General features: G+C 65.7%; 25 protein-coding genes and 1 tRNA gene. 12 read left to right on the top strand and 14 right to left on the bottom strand.

Features of this window, described 5'->3' with window-relative positions:
- The first annotated feature begins 60 nt into the window (after nucleotides 1-60).
- Both OG874_RS42360 and OG874_RS42355 read left to right on the top strand, forming a co-directional pair.
- Nucleotides 61-666, top strand: a complete 606-nt coding sequence (locus OG874_RS42360; protein WP_330252633.1) for a TetR/AcrR family transcriptional regulator — start codon at nucleotides 61-63, stop codon at nucleotides 664-666.
- Nucleotides 667-759: 93 nt separating this feature from the next.
- The gene (locus OG874_RS42355; RefSeq protein ID WP_330252632.1) at nucleotides 760-3225 is read left to right on the top strand and encodes a beta-glucosidase family protein; all 2466 of its coding nucleotides are present in this window, start codon (nucleotides 760-762) and stop codon (nucleotides 3223-3225) included.
- A 310-nt stretch (nucleotides 3226-3535) separates the two neighbouring features.
- Here the strand turns inward: OG874_RS42355 and OG874_RS42350 are convergent, their stop codons facing one another.
- Entirely contained in the window at nucleotides 3536-4546 is a 1011-nt protein-coding gene (locus OG874_RS42350; RefSeq protein WP_330252631.1) for a helix-turn-helix domain-containing protein, read from the bottom strand.
- Between the two features lie 110 nt (nucleotides 4547-4656).
- On the opposite strand from OG874_RS42350, the gene OG874_RS42345 reads away from it, so the two are divergent.
- The 3 genes from OG874_RS42345 (at nucleotide 4657) to OG874_RS42335 (ending at nucleotide 6699) form a co-directional block, all read left to right on the top strand.
- Nucleotides 4657-5121, top strand: a complete 465-nt coding sequence (locus OG874_RS42345; protein WP_330252630.1) for a nuclear transport factor 2 family protein — start codon at nucleotides 4657-4659, stop codon at nucleotides 5119-5121.
- A gap of 379 nt (nucleotides 5122-5500) precedes the next feature.
- Nucleotides 5501-5791 (top strand): hypothetical protein, encoded by a 291-nt coding sequence (locus OG874_RS42340; protein WP_330252629.1) that lies wholly within the window; start codon nucleotides 5501-5503, stop codon nucleotides 5789-5791.
- A gap of 44 nt (nucleotides 5792-5835) precedes the next feature.
- Entirely contained in the window at nucleotides 5836-6699 is an 864-nt protein-coding gene (locus tag OG874_RS42335; protein WP_330252628.1) for a class I SAM-dependent methyltransferase, read from the top strand.
- A 194-nt stretch (nucleotides 6700-6893) separates the two neighbouring features.
- Here the strand turns inward: OG874_RS42335 and OG874_RS42330 are convergent, their stop codons facing one another.
- The 8 genes from OG874_RS42330 to OG874_RS42295 form a co-directional block, all read right to left on the bottom strand.
- Nucleotides 6894-7532, bottom strand: a complete 639-nt coding sequence (locus OG874_RS42330) for a class I SAM-dependent methyltransferase (RefSeq protein WP_330252627.1) — start codon at nucleotides 7530-7532, stop codon at nucleotides 6894-6896.
- Nucleotides 7533-7588: 56 nt separating this feature from the next.
- The gene (locus tag OG874_RS42325; protein WP_330252626.1) at nucleotides 7589-7915 is read right to left on the bottom strand and encodes an Rv3235 family protein; all 327 of its coding nucleotides are present in this window, start codon (nucleotides 7913-7915) and stop codon (nucleotides 7589-7591) included.
- A gap of 383 nt (nucleotides 7916-8298) precedes the next feature.
- Nucleotides 8299-9084, bottom strand: coding sequence for a maleylpyruvate isomerase N-terminal domain-containing protein (locus OG874_RS42320; protein WP_330252625.1), 786 nt, complete (start codon nucleotides 9082-9084; stop codon nucleotides 8299-8301).
- A gap of 23 nt (nucleotides 9085-9107) precedes the next feature.
- Nucleotides 9108-10304, bottom strand: a complete 1197-nt coding sequence (locus OG874_RS42315; RefSeq protein WP_330252624.1) for an ROK family protein — start codon at nucleotides 10302-10304, stop codon at nucleotides 9108-9110.
- Between the two features lie 27 nt (nucleotides 10305-10331).
- Nucleotides 10332-11573 (bottom strand): sugar ABC transporter permease, encoded by a 1242-nt coding sequence (locus tag OG874_RS42310; RefSeq protein WP_330252623.1) that lies wholly within the window; start codon nucleotides 11571-11573, stop codon nucleotides 10332-10334.
- 73 nt (nucleotides 11574-11646) lie between these two features.
- Complete coding sequence (locus OG874_RS42305; protein ID WP_330252622.1) at nucleotides 11647-12417, bottom strand: ATP-binding cassette domain-containing protein; 771 nt, start codon at nucleotides 12415-12417, stop codon at nucleotides 11647-11649.
- A 154-nt stretch (nucleotides 12418-12571) separates the two neighbouring features.
- Complete coding sequence (locus OG874_RS42300; protein ID WP_330252621.1) at nucleotides 12572-13651, bottom strand: sugar ABC transporter substrate-binding protein; 1080 nt, start codon at nucleotides 13649-13651, stop codon at nucleotides 12572-12574.
- 184 nt (nucleotides 13652-13835) lie between these two features.
- Nucleotides 13836-14336, bottom strand: coding sequence for a CGNR zinc finger domain-containing protein (locus OG874_RS42295; RefSeq protein ID WP_330252620.1), 501 nt, complete (start codon nucleotides 14334-14336; stop codon nucleotides 13836-13838).
- 25 nt (nucleotides 14337-14361) lie between these two features.
- Here OG874_RS42295 and OG874_RS42290 point away from each other — a divergent pair, with 25 nt between their 5' ends.
- Complete coding sequence (locus OG874_RS42290) at nucleotides 14362-14535, top strand: hypothetical protein (protein ID WP_330252619.1); 174 nt, start codon at nucleotides 14362-14364, stop codon at nucleotides 14533-14535.
- A 15-nt stretch (nucleotides 14536-14550) separates the two neighbouring features.
- Here the strand turns inward: OG874_RS42290 and OG874_RS42285 are convergent, their stop codons facing one another.
- A complete protein-coding gene (locus tag OG874_RS42285) occupies nucleotides 14551-15846 on the bottom strand; it encodes a sensor domain-containing diguanylate cyclase (RefSeq protein ID WP_330252618.1) in 1296 nt (431 codons plus the stop codon).
- 433 nt (nucleotides 15847-16279) lie between these two features.
- Between OG874_RS42285 and OG874_RS42280 the strand changes: the two genes are divergently transcribed.
- The 5 genes from OG874_RS42280 (at nucleotide 16280) to OG874_RS42260 (ending at nucleotide 21105) form a co-directional block, all read left to right on the top strand.
- Nucleotides 16280-17188: a cation diffusion facilitator family transporter gene (locus tag OG874_RS42280; RefSeq protein WP_442943479.1), complete on the top strand. Its 909-nt coding sequence runs from the start codon at nucleotides 16280-16282 to the stop codon at nucleotides 17186-17188.
- Nucleotides 17189-17248: 60 nt separating this feature from the next.
- Nucleotides 17249-18292: a DNA polymerase III subunit beta family protein gene (locus OG874_RS42275; protein ID WP_330252616.1), complete on the top strand. Its 1044-nt coding sequence runs from the start codon at nucleotides 17249-17251 to the stop codon at nucleotides 18290-18292.
- Entirely contained in the window at nucleotides 18289-18792 is a 504-nt protein-coding gene (locus OG874_RS42270; RefSeq protein ID WP_330252615.1) for a hypothetical protein, read from the top strand. Before OG874_RS42275 ends, OG874_RS42270 begins: the two co-directional genes overlap by 4 nt.
- Before the next feature lie 442 nt (nucleotides 18793-19234).
- Complete coding sequence (locus OG874_RS42265) at nucleotides 19235-20146, top strand: cutinase family protein (protein WP_330252614.1); 912 nt, start codon at nucleotides 19235-19237, stop codon at nucleotides 20144-20146.
- Between the two features lie 218 nt (nucleotides 20147-20364).
- Nucleotides 20365-21105 (top strand): TetR/AcrR family transcriptional regulator, encoded by a 741-nt coding sequence (locus OG874_RS42260; protein WP_330252613.1) that lies wholly within the window; start codon nucleotides 20365-20367, stop codon nucleotides 21103-21105.
- A 7-nt stretch (nucleotides 21106-21112) separates the two neighbouring features.
- Here the strand turns inward: OG874_RS42260 and OG874_RS42255 are convergent, their stop codons facing one another.
- The 3 genes from OG874_RS42255 to OG874_RS42245 form a co-directional block, all read right to left on the bottom strand.
- Complete coding sequence (locus OG874_RS42255; protein ID WP_330252612.1) at nucleotides 21113-22255, bottom strand: alpha/beta hydrolase; 1143 nt, start codon at nucleotides 22253-22255, stop codon at nucleotides 21113-21115.
- Nucleotides 22256-22663: 408 nt separating this feature from the next.
- Nucleotides 22664-24061, bottom strand: a complete 1398-nt coding sequence (locus tag OG874_RS42250) for a nucleobase:cation symporter-2 family protein (protein WP_330252611.1) — start codon at nucleotides 24059-24061, stop codon at nucleotides 22664-22666.
- A 500-nt stretch (nucleotides 24062-24561) separates the two neighbouring features.
- Nucleotides 24562-24635: transfer RNA gene (locus OG874_RS42245), tRNA-Met, on the bottom strand.
- A 93-nt stretch (nucleotides 24636-24728) separates the two neighbouring features.
- Here OG874_RS42245 and OG874_RS42240 point away from each other — a divergent pair.
- Entirely contained in the window at nucleotides 24729-25142 is a 414-nt protein-coding gene (locus tag OG874_RS42240; RefSeq protein ID WP_330252610.1) for a VOC family protein, read from the top strand.
- Here the strand turns inward: OG874_RS42240 and OG874_RS42235 are convergent, their stop codons facing one another.
- Nucleotides 25143-25598, bottom strand: coding sequence for a MarR family winged helix-turn-helix transcriptional regulator (locus OG874_RS42235; protein ID WP_330252609.1), 456 nt, complete (start codon nucleotides 25596-25598; stop codon nucleotides 25143-25145). It lies immediately after the preceding gene.
- Nucleotides 25599-25688 lie beyond the last annotated feature (90 nt).

The following is a 25688-nucleotide window of genomic DNA, read 5'->3' as shown; positions in this document are numbered from 1 at the left end:
ACACTGATGTCAACGGCGGTTCGCTACCCTGCAAATGATGGACGTAGAAGAGCGCAGCGCATGACACGGGCCGCCGGTCGCCCGCAGGGTCGTGCCGGTCATGAGGATCGGCGCGCGGCGATCCTGCAGGCGGCCCTCGAGGTCTTCGCCGAACGCGGCTACCAGGGGGCGACCATCGCGATCGTCGCCGAGCGGGTCGGACTCAGCCAGCAGGGCGTGCTGCACTACTTCCCCAATAAACAGGACCTGCTGGCGAATGTGCTGGCGCTGCGTGACCAGAACGATCTCGACGTCCTGCTGGCCACCGCACAGGGCAGCGCGACGACCCTGGATTTCCTCGCCGACCTGGTGGAGCGCAATGCCGAGCGCCCCGGCATCGTGCAGTCGTTCACCGTGCTGGCGGCCGAGAGCGTCACCCAGGACCATCCCGCGCGCGACTACTTCATCGATCGCTACGCGCAGACCCGACGGATGCTGACCACCATGCTCGAACGCGATCTGGATGGTGACCCGCCGCGCGGCGTCTCCCATCAAGAGGCTGCCACGCTGCTCATCGCCGTCCTGGACGGATTGCAGCAGCAATGGTTGCTGTCGCCGGACGAGGTAGACATGCCGGCACTACTGCGCACCTTCCTGCGATTGATTCGCCCAGAGAACCTCAAATAACGCATTGATAACATTACCTACCGAGCATTAGGTCATTCCAGCATACTTCGAGGTAGATGCCGCGCGTCATACGAGACAAGGGAGTCGACCATCATGGTGAACCACCATGCCGACCGCGAGGCAACGGTCGAAAAGGCTTTGGCCGCACTGGATCTGGATGCCCGATGCCGTCTGCTCGCGGGGCAGGACATGTGGACGTTGCCCGCGATCGCCGAAATCGGCCTGGATTCGCTGGTGATGTCCGACGGCCCGATCGGCGTGCGCGGCGTGCACTGGAGTCCGGAGGATCCCTCGATCGCCCTGCCGAGCCCGACGGCGCTGGCCGCGACGTGGGACCCGGCGCTAGCGCGGCGGGCCGGGCGGCTGCTCGCGCAGGAGGCGCGGCGCAAGGGTGTACACATGCTGCTGGCACCGACACTCAATCTGCACCGAAGTCCGTTGGGCGGTAGGCACTTCGAGTGCTATTCGGAGGATCCGCTGCTGACCGGGGAGATCGGCGCGGCCTACGTCACCGGTGTGCAGGAGGGCGGCGTGGCCGCGACGCCGAAGCATTTCGTGGCCAATGATTCCGAGACCGACCGCTTCACCGTCGACGTGCGGGTATCCCAGCGCGCCTTGCACGAACTGTATCTCGCACCATTCGAGGCCGTGGTCGAGCGGACGAAGCCGTGGGCGTTGATGGCGGCGTACAACAGTGTCAATGGCACCACGATGACCGAACACGGCCCACTGCAGAACGAGATCTTGCGTGAGCGATGGGGATTCGACGGTGCGATCGTCTCCGACTGGACCGCCGCCCGCGACACCGTCGGCGCGGCGAACGGCGGACTCGATATCGCGATGCCGGGGCCGCGGACCGTCTTCGGACCGGCCTTGGCCGAAGCCGTTCGCGCCGGACAGGTTCCAGCGGAGACGGTCGAGCGCATGACACGGCATATGCTTCGGCTGGCCGCTCGCGTCGGAGTGCTGACCGACGCGCCGCCGGTGGTCGCCGCAGCCGCACTGCCCGCGCCGATCGATGGCGAGGCGCTGGCGCACGAGATCGCGCAGCGCTCGATCGTGTTGCTGCGCAACGAGAACGACATCCTGCCGCTGCGACGGCCGAGGCGCATCGCCCTGATCGGCCACGCCGCCGATCAGGCCAGAGCGCTCGGCGGCGGTAGCGCCCAGGTTTTCCCGCCGCACACGGTATCGCCACTGGCGGGGCTGCGGGCATTGTTCGACGACCGAACCGAACTGGTCTACGCCCTCGGCGCAGATCCACGGATCAAGATTCCCGCCGCCAAGGATGGCTTCGACCTGCGGGTTCGGCTGCACGGCGCGGGTGGCCGCCTGCTCGGCGAACATCCACTGCCGGAGGGCACTATCGAATGGGTCGGGGAATTCCCGGATGGGATCGCGGTCGGGGAACTCGAGTCGGTCGTTGTCACCGGCACATTCAAGCCTCGGGCGACCGGAACCCACACCCTGGCCATCGCGGGCATCGGGCCGTTCCGGCTGACCGTCGGCAATAAGACCTACTTCGACGAGGCCATCGTCCCCGACGGTGATCCACTGGCCGCCTTCCTCGCACCGCCCGAGACGCTGATCGAGGTCGAACTCACTGCGGGACAGCCGGTTTCGGTGAGTCTCACCCATACCGTGACGATGCTGCCCGAGATGCCCATCGCCTTCGAGAAGTTCGCGCTCGGCCACCAGGAGCCCAATATCGATCCGGATGCGCTCTTCGACGAAGCTGTCGCGGCGGCGGCTTCGGCAGATGTGGCGGTGGTGGTCGTGGCCACGACCCCGGAGGTGGAGAGCGAAAGCTTCGACCGCACATCGCTTTCTCTGCCCGGCCGTCAGGATGAACTCGTCGCACGGGTCATCGCGGCCAATCCACACACCGTGGTTGTGGTGAATACCGGTTCGCCCGTGCAGATGCCGTGGGCCCAGGACGCGGCGGCGATCCTGCTGACCTGGTTCCCCGGCCAGGAAGGCGGTGCGGCACTCGCCGATGTGCTCCTGGGGCGGGCCGAACCCGGCGGGCGGCTGCCTACCACTTGGCCTGCGTCCCAAGATGATTCGCCGGTCCTGAATGTCACACCCACCGATGGGGCCCTTGCCTACGAAGAGGACATCTACATCGGATACCGTGCCTGGCAACGGCTTTCGACCGCGCCGGGCTATTGGTTCGGGCATGGACTCGGCTACACGACATGGCAGTACGAGTCCGCCGCCTTCACCCCTGATTCGACCGGCGAGCTCCTCGGCACGCTGACCGTCCACGTGCGTAACACCGGCGAACGTCGCGGCCGCGAGACAATCCAGACGTATATCGCCGCGCGCACCGAACTCTTCGCCGACCAGGACCCGGCACCGGATCGGCGACTGGCCGCCTTCGCGGTCGTCGAAGCCGAGCCGGGCGAGACCATCGAGGCGAGAATCCTCGTCCCCCGCAGAGCCGCCGAATCCTGGGACGAGACAACAGAAAACTGGGTGCTGCCCACCACGGCCTACAACCTGTTGACCGGTCGATCGGTCGCCGATCTCCGCCTCACCACCGCCATTCAGCTCTGAGGACGCGTCCGGAAACTCGGCCTGCCTCGGGGTTCTCCTCCGTCGCCATGGTCCGGGCATACACAGTGCCTCGTTGCCCGCACCGACGGTTGTCACCCCCCTCGACGCAGGGGCGTAGCTCGTTCAGGATCTGCCTGCTCGACGGAGTTTGGTAAATCTTCGGGTCGTCCTGGTCGACCCCATGTCGCGCCGGGGCATTCCGAGTCGCCTTGCATCGATATCGGTCCGGCGATCTGCTTGGCTGTCTTGGCCTTGTGGACCTCGACCGCTCGACGGTGCGCCCTATCCCGTGCCAGGAGGACACCACCGGCTAGTTCGCGACTGCGAGCCGGTTCCGATAGGCCCGGATCGCTTGTGCGCCAGCGGTATCGAGACCGGTGGCGCTGAGGTCGGCGGTGGCGAGGATGTTCGGTGTCGGGAAGAGATAGGCCAACCCGAACTGTCCGAGCCCGGCTACCGGTGTCCCGTATGTGGTGACGATCTCGTCGAGGACATCGGCGGCCCCCACGATATCGCGTATGGCGGCCTCATACGGATCCCATGGGTGACCGGCGAGCAGTCGTTGGACCTGGGCTACGAGGTGGATCAACCCTTCGATCCGCGGCACGTGCACGATGAGTCGCGCGCTATCGGTTGCGGCCGAACTGATTTCGATCACGCCCGGATTGCCGTCCATCTCAACGGTCCGCCGGTAGCGCGTCGTGGTGGCGTGCTCGATGCCGCCGACGGCATCACGGGCAAGTTGCGCCAATCGCCGATCGATATTCGTGCCCTCGATCAGCGGCACCCTGAGTGCGAGACCCCCATCGGCGACCAGGCGATCGGCCTTGCGCCGCCGCTTGCGCAATTCCAGCGGTGTGGCCCGGAACGTCGCGACCATCACTCGGTTGCACTGACGCAGACTCCCGAATCCGGCGGCGAAGGCGATATCGGTGACCGACAGATCGGTGTCGTCCAGCAGCCGCCGCGCGAAATGCGCACGCCGAGAACGCGCCAGCTGATCCGGCGTCGCCCCGACCTGCTCGTGGAACATCCGACGCAGGTGACGTTCCGAAACCGCGAGCCGCGCGGCCAGTTCCGCCTCGTTACCGTCGTCCAGCGCGCCTGCGGCAATGAGATCGACAGCCCGGCAGACCAATTCGGATGCGCTGACCGGCCTTCGTTCACCCCGGTAGGGCCGGCAGCGGTGACAGGCCCGAAAGCCTGCCGCCTCGGCGCCCGCCGCCGACGTGAAGGTGACGACGTTCTCCGACCGTGGCCGCCCAGGGCACGGCGGCAAGCAATAGATGCCGGTCGTGATGACGCCCTGGAACGATCCCATCCCACGAGTCTGCACCCGGGACAGCCCACCGACGAGACATATCCGGACATGTCACCAGCATGTCCGGATATGGCGCGATCGACGGCGGCCGACCACCCAGGATTGGCCACATGGACGCACAGACGAGCACAGACCTGATCATGCGAGCCTGGCGCGAATTCGCGACCCAGGACCCCGACCGCATCGCCGCGGTATTCACCCCGGACGCCGAATGGCTTGCGCCACCAGATAATCCGACCGCCCGCGCCCTCGACGGAACCAGTCACCTCATCGGCCGAGATCGCATCGTGCACTTCCTGGCCACCGAATTCCCCACCATCTTCGTCGCCGACCGCAGCGTCGACTTCACCGCCATCACCGCCACCGACACAACGGTCGTGTTAGAAGAGCGCATGCGCGCAACCCTGATGAACGGCAACCACTACGACAACAACTACTGCTTCATCTTCGAACTGCGCGCCGGCCTAATCCACCGCGTACGCGAATACATGGACACCCGCCGCGCCGAGAAAATGTTCGCGGCGGGCACTGCCACCGATCGACTACTTCACGCCGATCGGCTTGCCGAAGAATGATGTTCGCCGGGCGCGACCCGTCAGCGGATTGATCAATTCACAGCCCCTTCGCCTACTGTGAGACCACCCCGTCTCACATAATTGGGACCGCCGCACATATGTGACGTCGGTCGCAACCAGGCTTCGATGCGACCACAGTCGTGCCGCTGAGCGAGAAGAACGGTGACTACGGGTGCCGAGAGGCGTCATATGCCGTAACTTCCGAGAAATACCGAACCGGCCGGTTGGCGCCGGGCAGTTGCAGGAAAGCACCGAGTGAATATGTCCGTTCAGAACGAACCGATCTCGACGGTTCTGTACTACGTCTTCATGCTCTTCTACGGCGCGCAGGACGCGTTCGGCGGAAACGCCATCATGGGCTGACCGATACCGTGGTGCGATGACCATCGCGGATAGGCAGTACGGTGGCCGCGCCGTCAGCGAACGCATGGAACAGCACCGCCGCGAACGCCGCCACCGTTGGGCGGCGGTGATCGAGGTATTGCTCCTTTCCATCGCGGGCCCCGGCATCCGCGTGCATGGCGGAATCAATTGGGCGGCAAGCGCACTCATCGGTGCGGTGAACGGCGTCACACACGAATGGATTCTGGCCGATCTCCGTCCGCCGATCACGCACCTGGTCGAGGTGCTGGCTCCGATCGCCACCTCGCTGATCATCACCGAGGCATAGTTCCGTGGTGGCGCGGCGCACGAAGCCGACGTAGGTTCGGCGGTATGCAACTCGGTCAGCCCAGTCGCACCGCCCTCGCCACCGCTTATGCGCGCGCCTACCACCAGATCGCGAGCGAACCACGGATCTTCACCGATCCGCTGGCCATCCGCATCGCGGGCGTAACGCCCGACGAACTCGCCGATCTCCATACCGCGATCATCCAGGAGCACGACACCGACGGCGCGCTGCGACGGCGCCGCCGCATGTTCCTCGCCGCCCGCGCCCGCTTCGCCGAGGAGACCATTGCCGATGCCGTCGCCGCAGGCACCCGGCAGGTGGTGGTCCTCGGTGCCGGACTGGATACCTTCGCCTACCGCAACCCGTACCCGGATGTGCGCGTGTTCGAGGTCGACCATCCCGATACCCAGGCGTGGAAGCGCGAACGGCTCGAGTCGGCGGGCATCGAGATCCCGGTGTCGCTGACCTTCGCACCCGTCGACTTCGAAAGTCAAACGCTCGCAGCGGGATTGGCCGCCGCCGACTTCGACCGGAGTCGACCGGCCGTCTTCGTCTGGCTCGGCGTCATCATGTACCTGACCGAGGAGACGATCCTCGACACATTGCGTTTCGTCGCGGGCCAGGCCACTCCGACGCAGTTGATATTCGACTACCTGTATCCCGCTGCGGCTTCCGGGCCCGAGGATACGGTCCAGCGCACGGCCAGAGCCGACCGCGTCGCCGCCATCGGCGAGCCCTGGCTCAGCTTCTTCACGGCCGACGAGATCGCGAACATCTTGCGGGAGAACGGGTTCGACCAAATCAACGACCGCGGCGCACCGCATCTCATCGCAGGGTATCTCGGCATCCCGACACCGCAATCGGCAACCATCCCACCCCACGTGCTGTGCGCCACCCGAACCGCATAGCGATTTCGCCCGAAACGCTCAGCAGTCGAGTTGGTCTCGATACAGCGCGCCTCCCGTCTCGATACAGCGCGCCTCCCGTAGAGGGTCGCGCGACAATCCGTCGCCGTACCCTGCACATCGAGTAGCAATGCTCGCGGCACAATCCGCCTCTCCGCCCGAATGCGGTTCGACCGAACCGGCCTACCGCCGACGCATCAGAGCCGCTGAACCAGCAGGTAGCTACCTCGGCTCGGACGCTCGGTGTCGCGATGCGGTTCGCGGTCGAGGCGGGCCCCGAGGACGAGACCGGCCGCAGACATGGCCTCGGTCTCGGCGGACGGGTCGAGATAGTGGAATGTGAGGTCGACCTCGTGGCCCCACCAGTCGGTGATCGTCTTGACGCCACCGACCGGGATGTCCGGGTCGCTGGTGTGAAATGCGATGAGGGCGTGCGCGCCCGGACGCAGCACCCGGGCGAACTCCGCGTAGGCAGTGGCACGCTGGTCATCGTTCAAGTGGATGACCGCGTACAGGCAGACCAAGCCTGCCAGCGATTGGGAGCGCACCGGCAGTGCGGTCATATCGGCCGCGCCGACCGGCACCGAGGTGGTTCGGCACGCCGCCGCGCACATGGCGGGCGAGAGGTCCATCCCGATGGTGCGCACACCGCGGGCGGCAAGATATGCGGCCACATGTGCAGGGCCGCAACCGATATCGGCGACCACCCCGTCCGTGGCGAATTCGGCGACCACGTCGAGCAGGCCGCGGTCGAGTGGTTTGTGCCGCAATTCATCCGCGAGTTCGTCGGTGTAGTGATCTGCCACTTGGTCATAGCCGTGTCTGATGTCGCCCACCTCAGTCAGCATACGGACGTACGTATTCTTTTTACAACCGGGAATCGGTGAGCGACTCAGCGCACGCGAAAGACGGTGAGCCGCCAACCCGTCGCGCGGGTGTGAGCGATCCGGGCGGCAATGGCGAAATGCTGTCGGCCGCGGTCATAGGAGGCGCAAACCTCCGCAGTCGCGGCGTCGACCATCATCAGATCCACCCGGAACAGCACCGCGGCGCCTAGCGTGCGGCCGGGCGCGAGGTCGGCTCGGACCAGCGTCCGCACCGCGGCGACCACACCGGGCGTAGCCATGGTGGCGAGGTGGGCGACCGGCCGTCGGTGGTCGAGTGTCTCCAATGCCAGCCGCAGCGCCCGCTCGACGAATTGCTGTGCAGTCGAATCCAATTCGACAACCGGAGGCGCTGCGGCATGCCCCGCGCCGAGCGCCCGCCGCACCCCCGGCGGCCCGGACCGCCCGGTCTGATCATGCCGCCCCGTAATCCCGGTCCGACACGGTGCCGCCCGCGGCAAATCCACTCTCCGCGCACTACGCCCGCCCGGCCGATATGGCAACAACGGCGGCTCTGTCCTCGGCGCATACGAAAGCCCCGACGGATGTCTCTCCATGCAGCCCCCCGAATTCGAACCACAACCCCCACGCTCGACCGCGAAAGCATCGCACGGATATCTCCGCAGGTAAACCACCCAAGCGACCGCTCGGCAACCGGCTGGACCTGCACCGCCGAACCCGGATCGGGGACCCGGCGGCCGGGTGCCTCGGGCGTAGATCAGACCAGGTTGATCGAATCGAGGAAGCGTTCGGCGTACTCGAAATCCCCCGCGATGTTCACCTCGTGCGATCGCCACGAGGTCCGCGTTGTCGCCCAGGATGGGAAATTGATTGCGGCACTGGTGATTTGCGTCGCGGAATCGTCATCGGAACCGGCAATCACGTACAAACGTCCGCCCTCGGCCGGTTCGAGTCGCCATGCACCGCCGCCGTCTCCGGTCAGCCTCAACCCGATCGGCCGATCGAACCAGATCCGATCACGCGCCCCGAAGTTCGCCAATAGGGGCAGCATCCACTCCAGTACCGATCCCATCCGCCCCGCATCGGTCGATGGGATCTCCTTGCCGAGCGCGGGTGCGATGTCATGGCGAAGGTGGACATGGAAGTCGAAGGTAAGGATCGACGGCAGCAAACGCAGTGGGTAGGAACCGAGTTCGCCGATCGGGATACGGATCGCTGCGAGCGGCCGCCGCCCGGTCGCGCGCGCCACCGTGGCGACCCGCGAACTCCACGTCGCGAATTCCCCAACCACTCGATCGATCTCCCAGTCGGCCCGTCGGGCAACGAAATCATCGTTGAGCCGCTCGATATTTCGGGAGCGCACGACCGCCAGCACATCCGCGGTGAAGTTCAGGTGACACTCCGCGCCGAGATGCGCGATCACATCACGCACCCGCCAGCCCTCGGCCCGGCTCGGCTCCACCCACTCCTGCGGCGTGAGCCCGGCACAGAAGTCCAGAACGGCGTCCCGTTCGCGACGGAACGCGGCGATGAGGTCGGTCATCTCCTGATCCTGCCAAGCGACGATCAGCGACGCGAGATGCGGGCCAAGGTTTGGAGTGGGTCGGTGAGGACATCGGCGAAGGCGAGTTCGGCGGCGCCGACCAGGGGGGCGTCGTCGGCGAGGGCGGACGTACGCAACCGGACGCGCTCGCGGACGGCGAGCAGGCCGTTCACCGCCAGTCGGCTGCGAACCTGGGCGGCGGAGGCGAGGTAGATCTCGCGCAGCACACCACCGAAGATGACCATGGTGGGATTGAAGATGTTGACCAGGTTGGCGACGCCGTAGCCGAGCCAATCACCGATCTGGTGCAATGCGTCTCGGGCGGTGGCGTCGCCGCGGGCGGCGGCATCCACAATCGCCTCGACCGCCGCGCGGCCGGTGAGATCGGTGCGCCCGGCGGCCGCGATCAACGCGAGTTCGCCCGCCTCGGCTTCCAGACAGCCGCGCGAACCGCAGGTGCAGGCCCGCCCACCAGGATTGACGATCATGTGCCCGACCTCGCCGCCGTAACCGCCCTCACCACCGAGCATCTTGCCGCCCATGATGATGCCGCCGCCGATGCCCACCTCGCCGTGCAGGTAGATCATGTCCGCGATGCCGACCCCAACGCCGCGTTCGCATTCGGCGAGCGCGCCGAGGTTGGCATTGTTGCCGACCGCGACGCGCAGACCGAGCCGCTCGGACAGCAGCGCACCGACCGGCACATCGACCCAGCCGATATTCGGGCCGTACCGGACGACACCGTCCTGCTCGCGCACCATCCCGCAGAACGCGACTCCCACACCCACACATACGGTCTCGGGCCCGGATTCGCGAATCATGTTCTCCGCCAAGGCGGCCAATGCGGTGATCACGTCATTCGGATCGAATGTGCCGCTGGGACGGGGTGTTTCCCGACGATCGAGAATCACCCCACCCAACCCGACCCTGGCAACCGCGAGCCGGTCCGCGCCCACATCCAACGCCAGCCCGTACACCCGTTCCGATTCGGGACGCACCACCAACGATGGCCGCCCGGCCTTACCCGTCTGGCCGGGCAGCTCCTCGCTGACCAGACCGGCCGCGGCGAGGTCGGCGGTCAACGCCAGAATGGTGCTGCGGTTGAGCCCCATTCGCTCCGCGAGCACCGCGCGCGACACCGGTCCGCTCAGGTGCACATGCCGCAGTAGCACGGCAAGGTTCTGCCGCCGGATCTCGTCCGGGGAAGGTGCAGCTCTCATTCGGGCGAACCTCCTCCCGGTCCTCGGTCAACTACCTGGCAACGCACGCTTACGCGACAGGGCGTCCACCCCCGCCGCCAGCAGCAGGACGAATCCTGTCACAACGAATTTGGTGCCCGCGCTGTAGCCCATCAGGCCCATTCCGTTATTGATCACCGCGACCACTGCCGCACCGAGCACCGCGTCGAGCATGCGCCCGCGTCCGCCGAACAGACTGGTGCCACCGATCACCGCCGCTCCGACAGCGGTCAGCAACACATCGCTGCCACCGGTATTCGGGTCGACGGAGTTGGCGCGCGAGGCCGCGATCAGCCCACCGACCGCGGCCATCGTCGAACACAGCACGAACGCCGCGATCTTGATCCGATCGACCGGGATGCCCGCGCGCCGCGCCGCCTCGGTGCTGCCGCCGACCGCGTAGATATGTCTGCCGAAGGACGTGCGGTTGAGTACGAACGTCCACAGCAGCAGCAGCGCGATGATCAACGGCACCACGATGGGCATGCCCTTGAGTGAGTGCAGCGCCGGGTTGCGGCTGCGTTCGTCGTTGAGGATCAGCACGGCCGCACCGCCCACGATCGCCACCGCCGCGATGCGCAGCGCGATCACCGGTCCGGTCTCACCGGTGAGCCCGAGTTTGGTGCGGGCCCGTAGCTTTCGGAACTGGATTACCGCGAATCCCGCGAGCAGCACCGCGTAGATGACCCAGCCGAGCAGTGGCGGCACATTCTTATTGGCGATGGCGACGATGGTCTCGTCGTGGATGGAGATATTGCGGCCGTTGTCCATGATCTTCAGCGCGACGCCCTGCAAGGCCAGGAACGCGGCCAACGTCACCACGAAGGACGGGATGCCGATCTTCACCACGATCGTCCCGATGGTCAGGCCGATGGCGACGCCGGTGAGCAGCGCGACCAGCACCGCCGCATACCAGGGCCATCCCTTATCGGTGAGCAGCACCGCGAGCACCGCCGCGCAGACACCGCTGGTGAATCCGGCCGACAGGTCGATCTCGCCGAGCAGCAGCACGAAGATCAGCCCCATGGCGATGACCGCGATGGCCGCGCCCTGGGTGAACAGATTCGCGAAGTTGCCCTGGGTCATGAAGACCGGGCGCGCGATCCAGAACACCACCGACAGCACGGCGAGCGCGATGATCGAGGGCAGTGCGCCCATATTGCCGCCGCGCACCCGGCCGACATAGGAATTGACCAGTTCGGTCACCGGCGAGGACGTGGCCTCGACCTTATCCATCACCACGTCGCTCATGCCTGCGCCTCGCTAGCACTCGGCTCCAGCATGCGCGAGGCACGCTGACACATGATTCGCTCACTTCGTTCGCTCATGCGCTTACTCCGTTTCCGAGGCCGAGACTTCCGCTGCGGCCCGCCGTGATCAGTTCGACGACCTGCGCGTGCGTCACGTCGGAGGTACGCACCTGGGCCGCCATCCGGCCGAGGTAGAGCGCGGCGATTCGATCGGAGACCGCGAAGACATCGTTCATATTGTGCGAGATCAACACCACCGCAAGGCCTTTGTCGGCGAGCCGGCGGACCAGCTCGAGCACCTGCTGCGTCTGCGCGACGCCGAGCGCTGCCGTCGGCTCGTCCAGGATCACCACTTTGCTGTTCCACAGCACGGCTTTCGCGATCGCGACGGTCTGGCGCTGGCCGCCGGACAGGCTCGCCACCTGCTGACGCACCGATTTGACCGTGCGGACCGATAAGCCCGCCAACGTCTTTCCGGCCAATTCCTCCATCCCGTACTCGTCGAGGACGAGACCGTGCTTCTTCTCCCGGCCGAGGAACATGTTCTGCACGATGTCGAGGTTGTCGCAGAGCGCGAGATCCTGGTACACGATCTCGATGCCGAGATCGGCGGCCTCGCGCGGGTTGTGCACATGCACCGGCTTGCCCTCGAACAGGAATTCACCCGAGTCGATCGGATGGGTGCCGCCGATGCACTTGACCAGGGTCGACTTGCCGGCGCCGTTATCGCCAACCAGCGCCGTCACCTCGCCCGAGTACACGGCGAACGCGACATCGTGCAAGACGTGGACGGGACCGAAACTCTTTTCTATCCCGCGTAATTCGATGACCGGGGTATCCGGCATGGGTGGAGCTCCTCAACAATTGGGGCGCCCCTTCCGCGGTCCCCTCATCGAACGCGGAAGGGGCGGGGCAACACGATCAGCTAGCTAGCTGGCCCTTTCGAGCGACCTGCAAGCAGTCGCTAGCGGACCCTTTCGAGCGACCTGCAAGCAGTCGCTAGCGGACCCCGTTATCCGCGCAGAGCTTGGCGAATTCACCGGTGCACAGCTCGCTCTTGCTGACATAGCCGTCCGCGACGACGTCGTTCACGTTCTCCTTGAAGATCGCCTTCGGCTCCAGCAGTACCGCGGGCACTTTCGCGTTGGCCTCGGGATCGTCGACGGTGCTGTTGGCCTCGCCCTTCTCACCCTTCGCGAGCGCGATCGCCAGCTTCGCACCCGCGTCGGCCTCCAGCTTGATGGCCTTGTAGACGGTCATGCACTGATCGCCCGCGAGCACATTCTGCAGGCCCTGCACCGTGGCATCCTGGCCGGTGACCGGGATCTGGCCGTTGAGCTTCTGCTTCTTCAGCACCGCGATCGCGGCATTGCCGAGGCCGTCGTTGGCCGCGACCACGCCACCGAGATTCGGTGTGCCGGTGAGCATCTGCTCGAAGATGGTGCCCGCCTTGGTGTTATCCCACTCCGGGACGGCCTGGTCCGGGCCCTTCACATATTCGCCCGCGTCGAACTTCGGCTTCAGCACGCTGTCGTAACCGTTCTTGAACAGCGTCGCGTTGTTGTCGGTGGGTCCGCCGTTGAGGTAGGCGACGACCGGGTTGACCGCCTTCTTATCGGTGAGGCATCTGGCCAGCCCGTCCCCCATCAGCTTGCCGACCTTCACATTGTCGAAGGACACGTAGAACGGGGCGCCGCCGCCGAGCGTCAGCCGGTCGTAATCGATGACGGTCACGCCCTGCGACTTCGCCTTCTGGATCACCGCTTTACCGGTGCCGCTGTCCAGGTTGGTGATCATCAGGACCGAGGCCCCATTGGTGATCATCTGATCCGCGATGGTCTGGAAGGCGTTCTTATCCCCCTGCGCGTTCTGGATGTCCGCCTTGATGCCCGCCGCGTCGAACGCCGCCTGCAGATACTTGCGGTCCGCCGTCTCCCACCGTGCGGAGGTCTTGCTGTCCGGCAGGATCACGCCGATCTTGGCGCCCCCACCGGAGTCTTTGTTGTCATCCCCGCAGGCAGTGAGCGAGGTGAGAAGCGCGACCGATACGGCCGCGATGCCGAGGATCCCCTTACGCATCAGGGTGAGCCTTTCGTGGAACCACCGCCCGAACGTGCCGGGCAGTCGAGCTTGAGCGAATGTTGTTCGATGCAACATATTCCACTGTGACGCGGCGCACAGCGGATTCGCGAAGATATTTGTTGTTTGCGATAACAATCCGGCCACAGCAGGCTCGGCCCCGGTTCTGGGCGGTCCGAATCGTTCAGGCCGAGTGGCGAATTCGATGCTCCGCTACATGCACTCGGTTCGAGCACCGTGTCGAGCAGAAGCGACGCCTGCCATTGCGCGAGGTATCGACGAAGACCAGGTCACAGCCATCGCGAGCACAGCGGCCGATCCGGCCCGGATCCTCGCAGAACAGTTCGGCCAGCCCAGCGGCGGTGTATGCCTTGACCCGCTCGTCGATGGGCGCGGTTTCCCGGGCGTAGTGCAGGTGTGGCGATCGGCCATCGTGGGTGGAGATGTAAGGCTGGCTGGTCGTCTCGGCCAGCAGGGCGTTGAGCAGGTCGACCGTGGGGGCGGTGAAGACCTCGTCGAGCCGAGCGATCCACCGACGCAGTTCGGCGGTCTGACTGGCATCGAGCGCGCCGAGCGGCTGGTAGCCGGATTCGGCGAGCAGCTGCAGCAGATCCCGGTTCGGGTCCGCGTTCACCAGTCGCGCGGCGATTTCGGCCGCCGCGCCTCCGTAAGGGTTGAAATGCACTAAGTCATTACATCAGGCTGGTCGCATGATCGCTATCTGCCCCTCCTGCTCCTGGCCGTCCCCCACCGTGGTGTCCGCGCACGGCTCCGTTCGCTACCTGCGCTGCGTCTGCGGCCAATGGCTGGTCAGCGAGCACGGCTCAGTAGTCGCGACCGCGGGCACCAGCACTTTGACCGCCTGCGGAACCCACTGCGATTGACGGCGCTCGCCGCGTTCAGTCGCGACCGCGAGGGCCGCGCGCGGATCTGGCACCCGCCGACTTGTTGCGGTACATCGCGGTGTCGGCGGCGTGCATCAGTTCATCGATCGCGGTCGGCCGGCCCAAAACGAAAACCGTTCCGATGCTCGCGCCCACTACCACCGCCCGCCCGGCAAGCTGGATCGGCGCGGCAAGAGCATCGAGGAGCAGACCGGAGATCAATGCCAATTGGTCTGCGCCGGTACACCTTTCGACCAGCACGATGAACTCGTCACCACCGATCCGCGCGACCAGCCCACCGGCCGGCTCGACGGATTCCCGCAGCCGCTGCGCGACATCGCGCAACACCCGATCACCTACGGTGTGTCCCCATACGTCGTTGACTTCCTTGAACCCGTCGAGGTCCAGGTAGCAAAGCCCCACTGGCGGAGTCGCATTGGCGAGCCGATCGAAGAACAGCACCCGATTCGGCAACCCGGTCAGGCTGTCGTGGTTGGCGTCGTGCCACAGCCGATCGGCGAGTTTCTTGCGTTCGGTCACGTCGACGGCGATGCCTATCAGGAAGTGGACCCGACCGCCGCTGTCGCGCACCGCCGACATCGATAGGTCGATGCTGGCGATGGTGCCATCGGGCCGCAGGTGGTCGGTCTCCAGCCGGAAGCGGTCGGCGCCGCCGTTGAGCAGCCGTTCGAATTCGGCATAGGCGTCACCGATATTCGCGGGTCCCAAGATCTCGGCGACCGAGCGTCCGGGCATGACAGATGCCGGCTGACCCAGCATTTCGGCAAGCGCCGCATTCACGTCGAGCACCCGACCGGTGGCGTCGATGGTGCCGATACCCACCGATGCTCCCGCGAAGACCGCCTCGAACCTGGCCTCCGACAACTGCCTTCGCACCTCAGCCTCCTGCGCGGCCGAAAGTGCCGCTGCGAGTGTGGTTTCCTGCTCCGCTAGCACCGCGCTCCGCAGCGCTGAGGTGAAACCCGCGGCGAAGTCGGCGGCGACCACTATGGCACGCTCGCGGACCGCCCCGTACTCGGATTCGGTTCCAGTGGGACAGATTTCACGCACCATATCCCAGCAGATAACCTGCACGGATCGGCTGAGGGCAATCGGGTCACGGTAATTCGCCGCGACGAGCACCGCGGCGGCGTCCTTGGCGACCTTCCCATCGATCGTCCCGCGCACCGCGGCGAGAAGCACATCGGCGAGTTCGGCGAGCAGGCCTTCGATCTGGTTCCGAGTACGGGTCGGTGCCACGACGCCATCGAGCGCATCCGCCCAGCGCACCGCCAGCTCACGCAACCCCACTCGAACCCCCTGCCGCCGCCGCGATCAGACCTTCCGGCCCACGCCCCGCCAAGCCGAGCGACCGACCCAGCATCTCGTACTGGTCGCGCTCGGACTCGGGTCGCCAGCCCGCCCCGCCGGATGTGCTGTTGTCGATCACCCGAAAGGTGCAGTCCGCATAGTAGCCGGGGTGATCGGTCTCGGGCGTGTGTGATCATCCCGCTCTCGTGGCCGATCTTCGATGAGCCGACATGCAGACATGCGCATGTCTGCACAATGAGCTACTCTATGCAGCGGCAGCTAGTTCAAGCGGAGAGGACGTTCGACCATGGGAGATCAGTGCGTGCCGTCGAGCAAATCGGCGCAGCCGACCGTTCCGCCGGCCGCAGCCGACCACGACCACTCCCATGATCACGGCACCGGCGGCGGACATGCGCACAATCACGACCACGGCGTGTCCGCGGACTCCGACCCCCGCTGGCTGACCATCGCGCTCGGCCTGATCGTGGTGTTCATGGCGGCCGAGGTCACCGTCGGCATCCTCGCCCACTCGCTGGCCCTGATCTCCGATGCCGCGCATATGCTCACCGACGCCGCATCCATCGTCCTGGCCCTGATCGCGATCCGCCTCGCCAAACGCCCAGCGCAAGGCCAATACACCTACGGCTTCAAGCGCGCGGAAATCCTGTCCGCGCAAGCCAACGGCATTACACTGCTGCTGCTTTCGGCCTGGTTCACCTACGAAGGCATCAAGCGCCTCATCCATCCCCCGGACGTCTCCGGCCCGCTCGTGCTGGTCACCGCACTGCTCGGCATCGTCGTCAATATCGCCGCCGCCTGGAGCATCAGCCGCGCGAACCGCACCAGCCTGAACGTCGAAGGCGCCTTCCAGCACATCCTCAACGACCTCTACGCCTTCATCGGCACCGCCATCGCGGGCGCGGTCGTCTGGCTCGCCGGTTTCGCCCGCGCCGACGCCATCGCCGCACTGGTCGTCGCCGCCCTGATGGCCAAGGCCGGTTGGAATCTGGTCCGCGAATCCGGCCGCATCTTCCTCGAAGCCGCGCCCGCGCATCTGAACCCCGACACCATCGGCGCCCGCATCGTCATGATCCCCCAGGTGGCCGAGGTCCACGACCTGCACGTCTGGCAGATCACCTCCGGCCAGCCGTCGCTATCGGCCCACGTCCTCGTCGACGACAACGCCGACTGCCACGCGGTCCGCTCCAACATCGAAACCACCCTGCACGACGAATTCGCCTTGGAACACACCACATTGCAGGTCGACCACAGCGCCGACGCCGACGCTCACAGCGCCGACCTGCACTGCGCCGAATCCCACGGACCTGTCCATCGGTCCTGAGCGAGGTCCGCGCGATCGCGGTGTTGACCTTCGAGTTACCTGAGGCTCCATGATGGCCTGGTGACAGGTTTCGATGGTGAGTTGATGACGATCGGGGTGTTGGCGCGGGCGTGTGGGCTCACCCCCAGTGCGCTGCGGTTCTATGACGATTGCGGGCTGTTGGTTCCGGCTCGCGTCGATGAAGTGACCGGGTATCGGTATTACCGCCCGGCGCAGGGTGATCGGGCGGTGTTGATCCGGCGGCTGCGGGGGATCGGGGTGTCGCTCGAGGTGATTTCGGAGATCTTGTCGGGTGATACCGATCGGGCGAGGCGGTTGCTCGATGCGCATGTGGTGGAGTTGGAGGCGCGGGCTCGGGAGGCGGCGGTGGTCGCGCGGGCGGTGCGGCAGGTGCTCGGAGGGCGCGTTGTGCTTTCGGGGGCGGTATTTGCGGAGGCGGTCGAGCAGGTGCGGGTCGCGGCGGCTGTCGGGGGTGAAATACCGGTGCTCGGTGGGGTTTTAGTGGAGGCGGCCGCGGGGGCGGTGACGTTGACCGCGACAGATCGGTATCGGTTGTCGACACGGAGTGTGGTGCCGGTGCGGGCAGGTCCCGAGTGGTCGGTGGTTGTCGACGCGGGCGGGCTCGGGGAAGTGAGTTCGTGGCTGCGTGAGGTTCATGAGGTGGAGGTCGAGCCCGGCGCTGGCGCGCTGATGCTTGCGGGCGGAGGCGTGGAGCGGCGGTGCCGCACGATAGACGAGGTATTTCCGAACTATCGGACTGTGTTGACGGGCCTGGCACCGGTTCGGACGCGGGTTGTGATGGCGCGAGACTTGCTGCTCGATGCCTTCGAGGGCGACGCGGTGCTCGCCTGCTCGATCGATCAGACCGGGGTCGCGGCCGGTCCGGGTGCGCGGCTCCCGGCGCGAGTGACCGGATCGGCTGTCGCACTTGCCTTTTCGTCCGCCACATTGCGACCCGCGCTCGTCGGGTCGGTGGGGCCGGAGATCATGCTCGATATCGCCGGGCCGGATCAGCCCGTTGTCGTTCGGTCGGCGACCGATGGGGATCTCACCACGCTCGTCATGCCGACAGCCATGGTTGATACGAAGGAGCACAGTTCATGACCGGCTCTACCTCGGACGAGACGATGGCCGCTATCACTCGCGCGGTCGAGCTCGGACGCGCAGGGTCTGCGGCCGCGGCACGGGATGCGCTGTTGGCGATCTGGAAATCTATTGGGCCGCAAGGTGATCCGCTGCATCGGTGCACATTGGCACATTATTTGGCCGATCTGTATGACGATGCGGCGCAGGCGCTCGCCTGGGATATCCGAGCGCTGGATGCCGCGGACTCACTCTCGAACGACCGCGCACAGCGGTACTCGCCGGGGATCGACGTTCGCGGGTTCTACCCGTCGCTACACCTGAACCTCGCCGACAACTATCGGCGGCTGAGTTCTTTCGAGGCCGCTCAGCGTGAGATCGATTCGGCCCGTGCCTGTTCGGACACCCTCGGCGAGGACGCCTACGCCGCGATCGTACGGCAGGCGGTGGAGGAAGTCGCGGCCGCGATTCGGGCGCGGTCGACCGAACGCCGAGCGTCGGCTCCGGATGGCCGTAGCTGACGGTTCTGCTGCGGCGAATTCAGCTATTCAGCGCGGCAGGGATCGGTGTCCGCGGCCGCCGCACCCCTGCCCGATGCGGTTCGGCTGCTGGACATCTCCGCGAGTCGGGACGCTTCACGCCCATAGAGCGGGTCCGGTTCCGGAGTTCCAACGCCAGCACGGCGGTGCCGGCATATTCTCAGTGCAGAGAACAGTGGCGCGGCAGGCCGACAACTTCGCTCGAAAAGTGTGCCGTGGAGTGAATCCACACGACCCCCTGCATGGCGGCCAGATCTGGTCGAGCCGCACCCGAAGTCCCCGCCGGCGAATGGCCCGATCGGACTCCTGTTGTACACGCCGACCACTGGCAACGCCAGCGCTACGCCGACCCGCCATTTACACTCGCGAAGTAGCCTTCGCCGACTGGTACCCCGCGCTCGGCCGTGACACCCAGGAGTACAGGATGCTTTCTCGATGGAAGAACACCGCCGCATGCGCGGCGGTATTGGTGACCGCCGTCCTTCCGATCGGCGTGACATCGACCGCGCACGCTGCCCCGCAGCAGTGCCCCGACATGTATGTCGTGGCGGTTCCCGGCACCTGGGAAACGTCGAAGTCCGACCCGGGCCAAGGGATGCTCGCCTCGGTCGCCGACGGCTTGCCGGGAGACGTCTGGACCGATTACGTCGCTTACACCGCGACCGCGTTCCCCTGGGAAGGCGAGGTGTACGGGCGCTCCAAACGCGAAGCCCTCGACAACGCCCGCGGCCTGGTGAGTGCGATGGCCCAGCGCTGTGGCGCAACACGATTCGCGCTGGTGGGCTATAGCCAGGGCGCGGACGCCGCCGGTGATCTCGCAGCCGAGATCGGTACCGGGCTCGGTGTGGTATCACCGAACCGCGTGGCATTGGTCGGGCTGATCTCCGACCCCCGCCGCTCCCCCGCCGACAACCTGATCGGCCCGCCCGTCGTGGGCTCCGGCGCCGGTGGTCCGCGCATCGGCGGCTTCGGCTGGCTCGCCTCGAAGACCTACACCTTCTGCGCCGCAGGAGATCTGTACTGCGCGACCCCCGACGGCGACTTCGCCGCTCGCATCGCCGGATTCTTCGCCCAGATCTCCAACCCCGACCCCGCCCAGTTCGGTTCCTACCAGCAGCAGGCGGGCAACCTCATCGCCGATGCCCTCGCCGCAGGCGGTCTCGGCCTGCTACATGACCAACTCAACAACTCCGCCTACGAACAACGCAAACAACAAATCGACGACTTCCTGAAGTCCGGAATCCACCAGAGCTACCCGCAATACACGATCGGCCCCGGCGGCACCACCCCCCTGACCTGGCTGCACCAACACCTGATCGAGGCAGCCGGGGACTGATCACCCGCCGCCCACCTACTGGGTGGCGCAGACCCGAACGCACCACTGACCGGGCTCGAAATCCTGAGCCCAGCCAAGATTCCGAACAGCAGCGAAAAACGGCCCGGAACACCACGTTCCGGGCCGTTCCCCTTTCACCGGAAACCTTGCATCGGAAGTAGCTGGTGGCGACGGATCTAGCATCATCGGTTTACCGAGCAACCGGTAGCATCGGGCGGATGAGCCCGTCGCGCGCTGCTGGTCCCGGGAGCACCGCCCGCACGGGGCCGCTGCGGCGCGACGCACAAGCCAATCTCGCGCGAATTCTCACTGCCGCCGCGGACGTTTTCGCCGAACATGGCTGCAACGCCGCGCTGGCCGACGTCGCCAAGGCGGCCGAGGTGGGCGTGGGGACGGTCTACCGGACCTTCGCGACAAAGGACGACTTGATCTATGTGGTGTACGAGCCGCAGTTCGCGCGCGCCGAACAGCAGGCACTCGACGCCAGCCTCGATCCCGACCCTTGGGCCGGCATCGCTGGGTTCCTGGAAAAGTCGGTCATGACGCTGGCTCCCGATCGTGGCCTTCGGGAGCTGCTGAGCGGGTCCTACAGCGAGACCCTGGGCTGGTCGCGTCCTCGCACGCCGCATCGTCTGGCGAAGTTGGTGGAGGACAGCCACAATCGCACCGGTGAGCATCTCGAGCGGCTCGTGCAACGAGCCCGCGATGCCGGCCTGGTGCGCGCGGATCTCGTCGCCGGAGATCTGCTCCTGTTGTCGATGACTGTGCAGACCTCGGTCGAATTCGGTGGGCCGAGTCATCCCCGGTTGTATCGACGGATGATCGGCTTCTTGATGGACAGTCTGCAACCTGCGCGGGCGGCGCCGACCCCGCTACCAGAGCCCGGACTGACCAATCAGCAGATTGCCGCTCTGGAGCGACAACGGCGCGAGCGAATGTCCGGCTCCCCAGGAAATTGACCGCGGCTTATCGTTCGAGGTGCTGGTTGAGAAAGTCCACGAGCCGACCGGCGACGTCCTGCGTGGTCCACTGCAGGGAGTTCTGCGGGCTTCCGGTGAACGCCACATCACCATGGGCGGCACCTTCGACCACATAACGGGTGCTGTCGACGCCTGCGGCACGCAGCGCGTTGTGGAGTTCGAGGGTCTGGCTCGGCGAGATGGTGGTGTCCACGCTGCCATGGAATATCACAAACGGCGGGTCGTTCGGCTTGATGTAGGTGATCGGGTTCGCACGCGCGACGGCCGCCGGGTCATCTGCCAGAGATGCTGTGCTGGTAGGCCCGTTGACATACCTGGCAGTCGAGGCGAGTAGCGGGGCCATGGCCCGCTGGGTATCAGGGTCGAAATCGGCCTGGACTCGTGACAGGTCGGCGGCACCGAACTTGTCGATCACTGCCTGCACGTCGCTACTTTGGTCCAGATCGGCGCCGATGTCGTAGCGTTTGTCGCCGTTGCTGACGCCGGTCATGGCGGCCAGATAGCCACCGGCGGAGTCGCCCCAGACGCCGACCGAGCCAGGGTTGATGTCGTATTCGGCGGCGTGTGCCCGCAGATAACGGATGGCGGCCTTGACGTCGGAGATGCTGTCGGCGTAGGTCGCACCATCGGGCTGGACCCGGTACTGGATGCTCGCGACGACGTACCCGGCCTCGGCGACGAAGGTGCGCAGGGCGAGGTTTCCGCCCTTGTCGGCCATGACGAACCCGCCGCCGGGCACGTACACGACCAGCGGCTTCGGGCCGGCCGTTTGCGGGACCTGGATGTCCATCGCCAGCTGCTTGCCCTGCCCATCGACCAAGGGCACCGTGGCATATGTGAGGTCGGAGTGGGTGGTGACCGGCGTGCGTCCGCATTGGATCTGCGCAGCCGTGCCCGGCCTGAGGACGGTACTGGTGCTCGTATCGACCGGTACGACGATCGTGGGGGTCGCGACTGCCGCAGCCGGGCCGTTGCCGCCGGCAGGGTTGGCCGGCATCGGACTGCTCGGGCAGTCCTTCGCGACCGCGGGTGCCTCGGGCGCGGCGGTGTCGCTGGTGCCGCCACACGCGACGGTCGTTGGAACGATCATGATGGCGGCGACGAGCAAGGCCGCTCGAATGTGGCGCATCGGTGGACTCCCTACAAACGGAACTACTATTCCGCATAGCATACGTGAGCGCCGGAGCCACGGGCGATCGATCCGGATACGGTTCCTGAATCCGTTCCTTCAGGAACCGTCTGCCAGTCCGATCTCGTTGTCTGACACCATCATTGGCGCACGTTCTGTTGGCACTCAGGGCAATCTGTTCCAGCAAGGTCTCAAACCACAAGCGCCGCGCCTGGCCAAGCACATGTTGGTGTGCGGGTATCCCTCAGGAAGGTCCGGAGACGTGTAGAAATGCTCCGGAACACCTGCTTGACTGTCTCTGCGCCTTCCACCAGCACCCCATTTTTCGGCCTAATCGCCGGTTCGATCAGGGAACACTGAATGTTGAGTTAACTGTGCCCATCGCGTCACCGTGTGCGGACCGGGTGCTTATGGCTTGACGTCGTTGTCGAGCCGGTCCCGTTCGTCGACCGCTGCGGCGAGGACGGAGGAACCCGGTCGTTTGCCGAATTTCCATTCGTTGAAGGCCAGGTTGAGCAGGACGGCGGCGACTGCGGCGGCGCTGATTCCGGAGTTCAGGACCACGGCGATTCTTTCGGGGAGGGCGTCCCAGAATTCCGGTGCCGCAACGGGTATGAGGCCGAAGCCGATGCCGACCGCGACGATGATCATGTTGAGATTGTCCTGGTAGTCCACCCGGGACAGGGTGCGAATCCCGCTCGCCGCAACCGATCCGAAGAGCACGAGTCCGGCGCCGCCGAGTACCGGGTACGGAATTCCGGCGACTATCGCGCCGACCACCGGGAGCAGGCCGAGCAGCAGGAGAATCAGGCCGCCGGTCGCCACTACGAACCTGCTTTTGATTCCGGTCAGTGCGACCAGGCCGACGTTTTGTGCGAATGCGCTGCAGGTGAAGGATCCGAAGACCGGCGCAACCGTCGTCGACAGCATGTCGGCTCGCAACCCGTCCGCCACGCGCCTGGCATCGACGTCGGTTCCGACGATTTCACCGATCGTGAGGATGTCGGCCGTGGTTTCGATCAGGGTCACCAGGATCACGATTGTCATCGCGACGATGGCCCCGACTTCGAAGGTCGGCGCCCCGAAGTGCAGCAGTTGCGGCGGCGCGACCAGGCGGGCGTCGCCCACGTCGGAGAAATCGGCCTTGCCTGCGCACCCCGCGATGACGGTACCGAGCACCAGCCCGATAAGAATCGACAGTCGCGACAACGCGCCCTGGAACAGGCGACTGATCACCAGAATGATCAGCAGCGTCAGGCCGGCGAATCCGATGTTGGCCAGGGAACCGTAGTCGGGTGCGGCGGAGCTGTTGCCCATTGCCCAGTTGAAGGCGACCGGCATCAGTGAAAGGCCGATCACGGTGATGATCGTGCCCGTCACCACCGCGGGGAACAATCGCACCAGTTGCGCGAAGAACGATGACAGCACCAGGCCGATTACCCCGGCGACGATGATGGAGCCGAATACCGGACGTAACCCGCCGGTGGTGGCAATCGCCACCATGGTCGATACGCCGGCGAAGGAAACCCCCTGCACGATGGGCAATCGGCTGCCGAACGGTCCGATTCCGAGGGTTTGCAGCAGCGTGGCGAGGCCCGATACGAATAGGGCCGCCGTCACCAGTAATCCGATGTCGGCGGCGGATAGCCCGGCCGCGCCGCCGACGATGAGCGGTGGCGCGATCACACCCCCGTACATCGTCAGAATGTGCTGGGCTCCGTAGGCGGCCAACTGTCCCGGCGAGTGTCTTGCATCCTCCGGTCGTCCACTGTCCGCCCGGCCGCGACGCCAAGTCAACATCCCCATACCTCATCCTCTCCGACCGCGGAAATGATGTTCCGCTACACGGAAATGTGACAGGCCTCACTCGAGTGTGACTACCGTAGGTATGCCCAGTCTTCGGTCCCTCGTCGCTACACCACATTGTTGGTTCGGCTAATTGCCTCTTTCTCTACTGTCGCCCCACGCTTATTGCGAGTCGACGTGATGCAACCATGTGACGCTCCATCCACCCGCGGGACGGCCCCCGGTTTGGTTGACTCCATCACCGGCCACTCCTTGCACAAGCTGCTGATCGACCTCGGCCTGGACGCCGGATTGTCGGCCGTCATGGTCGCCGATCAGGTCGGACACGCAAATCCGACCGAAACCCTGAACACCTACGCCACAAGAGGGCGGCCGAGTAAACGCTGGCCGCGACCATCCAGGACGCCGTGTTCCCAGGCCAAAAAGTCGAGTAAAGGTCTAGTGGACCGAAAAATGGCCCAGGCCAGAGAGTTCGAAAACCCTCTGGCCTGGGCCGCTTGTAGCGGGGACAGGATTTGAACCTGCGACCTCTGGGTTATGAGCCCAGCGAGCTACCGAGCTGCTCCACCCCGCGTCGGTAGGAGCAACGCTACAGCATGCGTGGGCGGATCACCTAAACGGGCGTTGGGACCGGCGGGTAACGGGGGTGTGGTGCCAGCATGGGGGCATGACGATTACTACCGGCGCCATTGCTCATGTCCGACTTACGGTTTGCGATATCGGGAGGTCGCGGGCGTTCTACGAGAAGGTGTTCGGGTGGCCGGTGGCGCTCGAGGTGCCCACGGACGCGGATGCGGCGACTCGGGAGCGGTTGGGGTTCTTGTTCGGTGGGGTGATCTATCGGATGGAGCACGGGATGATCGGGTTGCGGCCGGTGGGGAACGACATCTTCGACGAGAATCGGGTTGGGCTGGATCACCTCGCGTTTCCGCTGGGGTCGCTGGCCGAATTGGAGGCTGCCGCAGCACATCTCGACGCATGCGGGGTGGCGCGGGAGGAGATCAAGGACATCGGGGTCAGCTACATCCTGGAGTTCCGGGATCCGGACAATATCGCGCTGGAGCTGATTGTTCGCAAGTAGTCAGCGTTTGGGGAGATCCGCGATTCGGGTTCGGTGGCGTTCCTGGAGTTCGCGGGCGCGGCGGAGGTAGTCGATGACGGTGCGGAGTTCGGCGTCGCTGTAGCGGGCCACCTCGGTCGCGCCCTCTTGGGCGATCGGGCCGTAGATCTGCATGACCTCGGCGGTCGCGGCGTCGGTGATGCGGATCTTGACCTTGCGCCGGTCGCCGGGTTCGGGGTGGCGCGCGACGTAGTCGAGTTTCGCCAGGCGGTCCAGCATGGTGGTGACGCTGCCGCTGGTGAGGCCGAGTTCGGCGGCGAGTTCACCGGGGGTCGACTCCCCCTGCCAGAGAATCTCCAGGCAGCGCAGGTCGGTGCGGTTGACGCCGAGTACCGCGGCGGCGGCCTGATCGACCCCGTCCACGGCCGCCTGTAGCGCTTGCGCCGCACGTCCGGCCTGCTCGACCAGCTCGCTCAAATTTTCTCTTGACATTCAAACCTCTCGATAGTCAAACTACCTATGTCTTGACAATCAAGATACATCGGAGTCGAGAGAGATTCGGGAGAC

It is taken from the genome of Nocardia sp. NBC_00565 (assembly GCF_036345915.1).
In the GTDB taxonomy this organism is placed as follows: Bacteria; Actinomycetota; Actinomycetes; order Mycobacteriales; family Mycobacteriaceae; genus Nocardia.
This window is presented reverse-complemented; position numbering and strand designations above follow the sequence as displayed.